General features: G+C 72.1%; 7 protein-coding genes. 6 read left to right on the forward strand and 1 reads right to left on the reverse strand.

The window, feature by feature from the left end; all coding sequences use genetic code 11:
* The first annotated feature begins 32 nt into the window (after window positions 1–32).
* From JWN97_RS20115 to JWN97_RS20130, 4 genes are all read left to right on the forward strand, one after another.
* Window positions 33–647 (forward strand): nitroreductase family protein, encoded by a 615-nt coding sequence (locus tag JWN97_RS20115; protein ID WP_297627261.1) that lies wholly within the window; start codon window positions 33–35, stop codon window positions 645–647.
* Window positions 644–1,978, forward strand: coding sequence for a M20/M25/M40 family metallo-hydrolase (locus JWN97_RS20120; RefSeq protein WP_297627264.1), 1,335 nt, complete (start codon window positions 644–646; stop codon window positions 1,976–1,978). The genes JWN97_RS20115 and JWN97_RS20120 overlap by 4 nt, the downstream gene beginning before the upstream one ends.
* Window positions 1,975–3,447, forward strand: a complete 1,473-nt coding sequence (locus tag JWN97_RS20125) for an MFS transporter (protein WP_297627266.1) — start codon at window positions 1,975–1,977, stop codon at window positions 3,445–3,447. The genes JWN97_RS20120 and JWN97_RS20125 overlap by 4 nt, the downstream gene beginning before the upstream one ends.
* A 108-nt stretch (window positions 3,448–3,555) precedes the next feature.
* On the forward strand, window positions 3,556–4,131 hold the full coding sequence (locus tag JWN97_RS20130) for a DUF1992 domain-containing protein (protein WP_297627268.1): 576 nt from the start codon (window positions 3,556–3,558) through the stop codon (window positions 4,129–4,131).
* A gap of 20 nt (window positions 4,132–4,151) precedes the next feature.
* Here JWN97_RS20130 and JWN97_RS20135 read toward each other — a convergent pair whose 3' ends face one another.
* The gene (locus JWN97_RS20135) at window positions 4,152–4,706 is read right to left on the reverse strand and encodes a DinB family protein (protein ID WP_297627270.1); all 555 of its coding nucleotides are present in this window, start codon (window positions 4,704–4,706) and stop codon (window positions 4,152–4,154) included.
* Between the two features lie 216 nt (window positions 4,707–4,922).
* Between JWN97_RS20135 and JWN97_RS20140 the strand changes: the two genes are divergently transcribed.
* Together JWN97_RS20140 and JWN97_RS20145 are read left to right on the forward strand one after the other, a co-directional pair.
* Entirely contained in the window at window positions 4,923–6,005 is a 1,083-nt protein-coding gene (locus JWN97_RS20140) for a CoA ester lyase (RefSeq protein ID WP_297627271.1), read from the forward strand.
* A gap of 1 nt (window position 6,006) precedes the next feature.
* Window positions 6,007–6,885 (forward strand): CoA ester lyase, encoded by an 879-nt coding sequence (locus tag JWN97_RS20145; RefSeq protein WP_297627273.1) that lies wholly within the window; start codon window positions 6,007–6,009, stop codon window positions 6,883–6,885.
* Window positions 6,886–6,964: the final 79 nt, after the last annotated feature.

Below are 6,964 nucleotides of genomic sequence, written 5' to 3' on the forward strand. Positions count from 1 at the left end.
CAGACCGACCGGGACGTGCGAGGCTGGCGCCCATGGAGTTCCGTGAGGTCGTACGCCGTCGGCGCATGGTCCGCCGCTACGCCGACGCGCCGGTCGACCCGGCCGTCGTCGACCGGATGGTCGAGCACGCCCAGCGCGCGCCCACTGCGGGCTTCAGCCAGGGGTGGGCCTTCCTGGTCCTCGACTCCCCGGACGACCTCGCGCTCTTCTGGGAGTCGACGGGGGCCGACCCCGACGCCAGCAACGGCTGGCTCGACGGGATGCGCACCGCGCCGGTGGTGATCGTCCCGCTCGCGTGCAAGGACGCCTACCTCGACCGCTACGCCGAGGACGACAAGGGCTGGACCGACCGTGCCGAGGACCGCTGGCCGGTGCCCTACTGGTACGTCGACACCGGGATGGCCGCACTGCTGATCCTCCAGACGGCGGTCGACGAGGGACTCGGCGCGTGCTTCTTCGGCATCCCCGGCGAGCGCGTCGACGCCTTCCGCACGGCCTTCGGCGTCCCGGACGACCACACCCCCGTCGGCGCGATCACCGTCGGGCACCGGCTCGCCGACACCGGCGCGGCCGGCTCGCCCGCGCGCCGCGAACGCCGTACGAATCTGGTCCACCGCGGGCGCTGGGGCACTACGGTCACCCCATGACCGAACGCGTGGCCGGCGCCCTGCAGGCCCTCGTCCGCATCCCCACCGTCTCCGACCGCGACCCGTCACGCGTCGACACCGACGCCTTCGACCGCCTGCTGGTCGAGCTCGCGACCTGGTTCCCGCTGCTCCACGAGCGGTGCGAGGTGACCCGCGTCGGCACCCACGGGCTGCTCGTCCACTGGGCCGGTGCGAGCGCCGACCGGCCCGTCGTGCTGATGGCCCACCTCGACGTCGTACCCGTCGACACCGACGCGCCGTGGCAGCACGAGCCCTTCGGTGGAGAGATCCACGACTCCCCCGTCGGCCCGGCGATCTGGGGCCGCGGCACCCTCGACGACAAGGGCTGCGTCGCCGCCATCTGCGAGGCGGTCGAGTCGCTGCTCGAGGCCGGGCACGTCCCGGCGCAGGACGTCTGGCTGTCCTTCGGGTGCGACGAGGAGGTCAGCGGCACGGCCGCGATCGAGGCGGTCGCCGTCCTCCGGGACCGCGGCGTCACCCCGTGGCTGGTGCTCGACGAGGGCGGCGCCATCGCCGGGGGCGCGTTCCCCGGCGTGAAGGCGCCGCTGGGCGTCATCGGGGTCACCGAGAAGGGCACCACCTCGCTCGAGCTGGTCGCCGAGGGCCGCGGCGGCCACGCCTCGACCCCGGCGAGGAACGGGCCCACCGCACGCATCGCCCGCGCGATCCTGCGCGTCGAGAAGTCCCCCTTCCCCGCCTCCGCCCCGGCCCCCACCCTCGAGCTGATGCGCCGCCTGGCACCGCACGTCCCACTGCCGCTGCGGCCCCTCCTCGGCCGGGCCGAGCAGCTCGCCCCGGTCGTCACCCGCGCCCTCCTGGCCGCGGGTCCCGAGGCCGCGGCCATGACGCGTACGACGGTCGCGACCACCACCCTCAGCGGCTCGCCGGCCCTCAACGTGATCGCCTCGACAGCCAAGGCCGGGCTCAACATCCGGGTCATGGTGGGCGATACCGTCGCCGGCGTCGTCGAGCACATCCGCAAGGCGGTCGCCGACGACTCGATCCGCATCGACGTGATCGAGTCCGGCGAGCCGTCGCCGATCTCGCCGATGGACGCGCCCTTCGAGCTGCTCGAGGAGTGCATCGGCGAGGTCTTCCCCGAGGCGGTCGCGACGCCCTACGTGATGATGGCGGCCACCGACTCGCGCCACTTCACCGCGATCAGCGAGCACGTCTACCGCTTCGCCCCCTTCCGGATGACCAAGGCGCAGCGCCAGGCCATCCACTCCTACGACGAGCACATCGGCGTCGCCGACCTGCTCGACGGCGCCCGCTGGTACACGCTGCTGATCGAGAGGCTCCCGAGATGACGGACACCCGCGCTCCGGCGGCCCACACCGCCGCCAAGGGCCTCGCCACGATCGTCGGCTTCCTCGTGCTGGTCGAGTTCGCCAGCGGCGTCCTGCAGGGCTACTACACGCCGATCTACCCGCAGATCGCCGAGCACCTGTCGATCCACGAGGGCGACATCAACTGGTTCGAGGCCGCGCAGCTGATCGTCAGCGCCCTCTGCATCCCGCTCCTGGCGCGGCTGGGCGACCTGATCGGGCACAAGAAGGTGCTCCTCATCTCGACCGCGGTCACCGCCCTGGGCTCGTGGTGGCTGGCGTTCGCCCCCGGCTTCACCAGCTTCCTGATCGGCTGGGCGATCCAGGGTGCGTACGTCGTGTGGCTGCCGCTGGAGATCGCGATCATCCACCGCCGCACCCGGTCCTCGGGCCGCCAGGAGCTGCTCACCCGGCGCGGCGCCGCGATCCTCGTCGGCTCGCTCGAGCTCGCGGTCATCGTCGGCGCGGTCACCAGCGGCCTGCTGGTCGACGCGATGGACATGAACCTCCTGCTCGCCCTGCCCGCCGTCGTCGTGACGGCCGTCTTCTTCGTGATCCTCGCCGGCATCGAGCAGGCGCCCGGCGAGGACAGCGGCGGTGGCATCGACTGGACGGGACTGGCGCTGATCACTGTCGCGCTCGGCGTGCTGATGGGCGGCCTCGTGATGCTGCGGCTCGACGGCGCAGGCAGCGCCCTCGGCTGGCTCATCGTCGTCGCGTCGTTCGTCGCCTTCGCTGTGTTCTGGCGCTTCGAGCTCAACCACCCCGAGCCCATCGTCGACGTACGCCTCCTCTCCAGCCCCGCGCAGTGGCCCGTGCAGGTCACCGCCTTCCTCTTCGGCATCCCCGTCCTGGGCGGGCAGATTCCGCTGTCGACCTACGCCCAGGCCGACCCCACCGAGCGCGGCTACGGCCTCGGCGCCGACCCCGCCTTCATCTCCACGCTCATCGGGCTCTACGTCGTCACGCTGGCCATCGGCGCCTTCACCCTGCCGCTGACCACGCGCCTGCTCGGCGGCGTACGACGTGCCCTGATCGTGGCCTGCGTGCTCGTGGGCGTCGGCTACCTCCTGTGGCTGCCGTTCCACGACGAGACCTGGCAGGCCCTGGTCAACATGGGGATCGCCGGCCTCGGCTCCGGAGCCCTCGTCGCCGCGCTCCCCGCGGCCGCCGCTGCCGCCGCCCCTCCGGAGCGCACCGGCATCGCGACCGGCATGACCAACGGCACCAAGACGGTCGGCGGCGCCATCGCGTCGGCGATCTTCGCGATCGCCCTCACCGCGACCGGGTCGCTCGACGCCACGTCGGAGAAGGTGGCACCGCTCAGCGGCTACCTCACCGTCTGGGCCGTGTGTGCCGGCGCCTCCTTCCTCGCCGCGCTCGCCCTGCTGGTGGCGCCGAAGCACGCCTTCAGCGACGCCAGGGACGTGCTCGCCCGCACCGTCGGCTGACCACGACGACAGTGGAGCCACGGGACGGACCTAGCGTCAGCTGGCTCCACTGTCGTCGTGGCCCGTCGCGCGGAGCCCCGTAAAGTGGGCGGCACGGAGGTGATCTCGATGTCCGACCCGAGCCCGCAGCCCGACGAGACCGGCGACGAGGCAGCCCGTCGCATGCCTGCGCGCGACGACCGCACCGGCCGCTCGGCGGCCGCCGCCCGGATCGCGCAGCAGGCGACGTGGGTCGACCTGCAGGTCCGCCAGGCCATGGAGCGCGGCGACTTCGACAACCTGCCCGGGCAGGGCAAGCCCATCGAGGGCCTCGGCACCGAGCACGACCCGGACTGGTGGGTGAAGAAGCTCGTCGAGCGGGAGAACATCGCGATCCTCCCGCCCGCGCTCGCCCTCCGGAAGGAGGACGCCGAGCTCGACGGACGGCTCGACCGGATCAACGTCGAGACGGAGGTACGCCGGGAGGTCGAGGACTTCAACGCCCGCGTCCGCAAGGCGATCTACACGCCACCGACCGGACCTTCGGGGCCGCCGGTGATCACCCGGCAGCGCGACGTCGACGCCGAGGTCGAGGCCTGGCGCGAGCGACGTACGGCTCGGATCGAGGCACAGCGGGCCGCGCGCGCGGCATCGCAGCCGGCGCCCGCGAAGCGCCCCTGGTGGCGCCTCGGCCGCCCGCGCTGACCCATCACCACCCAGAGCGGTCAGCCCATCGCCTTCCGGCCGTCGATGGTCTCGCGGACGATGTCGGCGTGGCCGGCGTGCTGCGCGGTCTCCCCGATGAGGTGGGCGAGCACCTGCCGTGCCGACATCGACGCGCCCGGCTCGTTCCACGGGGCGGGAGCCAGCTCGTGCGTGACATCGAGGTCGGCCAGCCCGGCGACGAGCTCCTCGGTCTCGCGGGCGCAGGCGCGGTAGTCGTCGAGCAGCTCGGCCAGGGTCTGGTCGTCGCGCAGGAGGAACTGGTCCTGGCGCTCAAGGACCCAGCCGGGGACGGAGGCGGGGTCGGACCAGTCGATGGCCGACCAGTCGATGTCGTAGTCGACGTCGGTGTCCGGCGCGCCCTCGCGGATGAAGGCGGCCCACTGCCGCTCGGTGGCGGTGACGTGCTTGACCAGGCCGCCGATGCTGAGGGTGCTGACCGTCGGCGTGGCGCGTGCCTGCTCGTCGGTGAGGCCCTCCGCACTGCCCACGAGGAAGGCGCGGCGGTCCGCCAGGGTGCTGAGCAGGTTGTCCCGCTCGGGATCAGTCGTGGTCATGGCCCCTCCGTGGTGGTCGTCGGGCCTCGAGCATGCCGCAGACCACCGACATCGGACCCTGCGCCGCACCTTCCTGCCCTCTCCGTCGGGTTCTCGCCCGTTGCAACGGCCGGGAACCTCGGCAACCACCGGGTACCCGGTGGTTGCCACCGCAGACAGGCGCCCTGAGAGACACGTCATACCTACCCACGGCGACGCGGCGGTAGTTTGCGCACCATGACTCGCCCCGCCAAGGACTTCTTCGCCCCCCTCGCCGTCGGAGCGCCGTCGCCGCTGCGCGACATCCCGGCGCGACCGAGCCGCGCGATCCACTTCTTCGACCCCGGCAACGAGAAGATGGCCGCCAAGGTGCCCGGCATGGTCGGCACGGTCGACGTGCTGCTCGGCAACCTGGAGGACGCGGTCAAGCAGGAGTTCAAGGAGAAGTCGCGCCAGGGCCTCGTCGACATCGCCAAGAGCACCGACTTCGGCCCCACCCAGCTGTGGACCCGGGTCAACTCGCTCGACAGCCCGTGGGGCCTCGACGACCTCATCACGCTCGTCACCGAGATCGGCGACAAGCTCGACGTGATCATGGTGCCCAAGGTGCAGGGCGCGGCGGACATCCACTACGTCGACCGGCTGCTCGCCCAGCTCGAGGCGAAGGCCGGCCTGACCCGGCCGATCCTGGTCCACGCGATCCTCGAGACCGCTCGCGGCGTGGCCAACATCGAGGAGATCTGCGGTGCCAGCCCGCGCATGCAGGGCCTGTCGCTGGGCCCGGCCGACCTCGCCGCCGACCGTCGGATGAAGACCACCCGCGTCGGTGGCGGGCACCCCGGCTACCTCGTCCGCCAGGACCCGCCCAGGGTGGACGGCGAGACGAAGTACGACGCCGAGCGGACGATCTACCAGCAGGACCTGTGGCATTACACGATCGCCCGGATGGTCGACGCGTGCGCGATGCACGGCATCTACCCCTACTACGGCCCTTTCGGGGACATCTTGGACGTCCAGGCGTGCGAGGACCAGTTCCGCAACGCCTTCCTGCTCGGCTGCGTCGGCGCCTGGTCGCTCCACCCGGCGCAGATCAAGATCGCGCACCGCGTCTTCTCGCCGAGCGTCGAGGACGTCGCCCACGCCCGCCGCGTCATCGCCGCGATGGGTGACGGCACCGGAGCGGTGATGATCGACGGCAAGATGGAGGACGACGCGTCGGTCAAGCAGTGCCAGGTGATGGTGCGCCTCGCCGAGGAGCTCGCGGCGATCGATCCCGAGCTCAAGCAGCAGTACGACGCCATCGAGCTGACGGAGGCCTGACATGACTCACCACGACGTGACGTTCACCCCGCTCCGCTCCGTCCTCTACATGCCCAGCTCCAACGAGCGGGCCCTGGAGAAGGCGAAGTCGATCGCCTGCGACGGCCTGATCCTCGACCTCGAGGACGCCGTCGCCCCCGACGCCAAGTCCGCTGCCCGTGAGGCGGCCGCCGCGGCGGCGGCCAGCGGCGACTACGGCCGGCGTACGGTCACGATCCGCGTCAACGGCATCGGCACCCAGTGGCACGACGACGACATCGTGGCCGCCAGCCAGGCCGGACCGGCCGCGATCGTCGTCCCGAAGGTCGGCAGCGCCGCCGAGGTCCAGCAGCTCGTGGCGGCGATGGAGAAGGCCGGCGCGCCCGACCACACCCGCCTGTGGGCCATGGTCGAGACGCCCGGCGCCATCCTCGACGCGCTCGCCATCGCCCGCGCCTCGGAGCGACTCGGCGCCTTCGTCCTCGGCACCAACGACCTGGTGAAGGAGCTGTACGCCGAGCACGTCCCCGGGCGAGCACCGATCCTGCCCAGCCTGCACACCGCGCTGCTGGCCGGACGTGCTGCCGGCATCGCGGTCATCGACGGCGTCTACAACGACGTCAAGGACACCGACGGCTTCCTGGCCGAGTGCGAGCAGGGCCGCCAGATGGGCTTCGACGGCAAGACGCTGATCCACCCCGGCCAGGTCGAGGGCGCCAACGCGGCGTTCGCCCCCTCCGAGCAGGCCGTCGAGGACGCCCGCGGGATCCTGCAGGCCTGGGAGGACGGCGCCGGGTCCGGCGTGGTCACCTACCGCGGGCGGATGATCGAGAACCTCCATGTCGACACCGCTCGCCGGACGCTCGCCGTCAGCGAGGCGATACACAACCAGCACGCCTGACGCCATCCGCCCCGCCCCACACGGGATCGGATGACGCCCGCGCCTGCCCTCAGGGCCGAGACGGGTGCGAGCCGGGACT

The organism is Nocardioides sp., from assembly GCF_025965415.1.
Lineage (GTDB): Bacteria > Actinomycetota > Actinomycetes > Propionibacteriales > Nocardioidaceae > Nocardioides.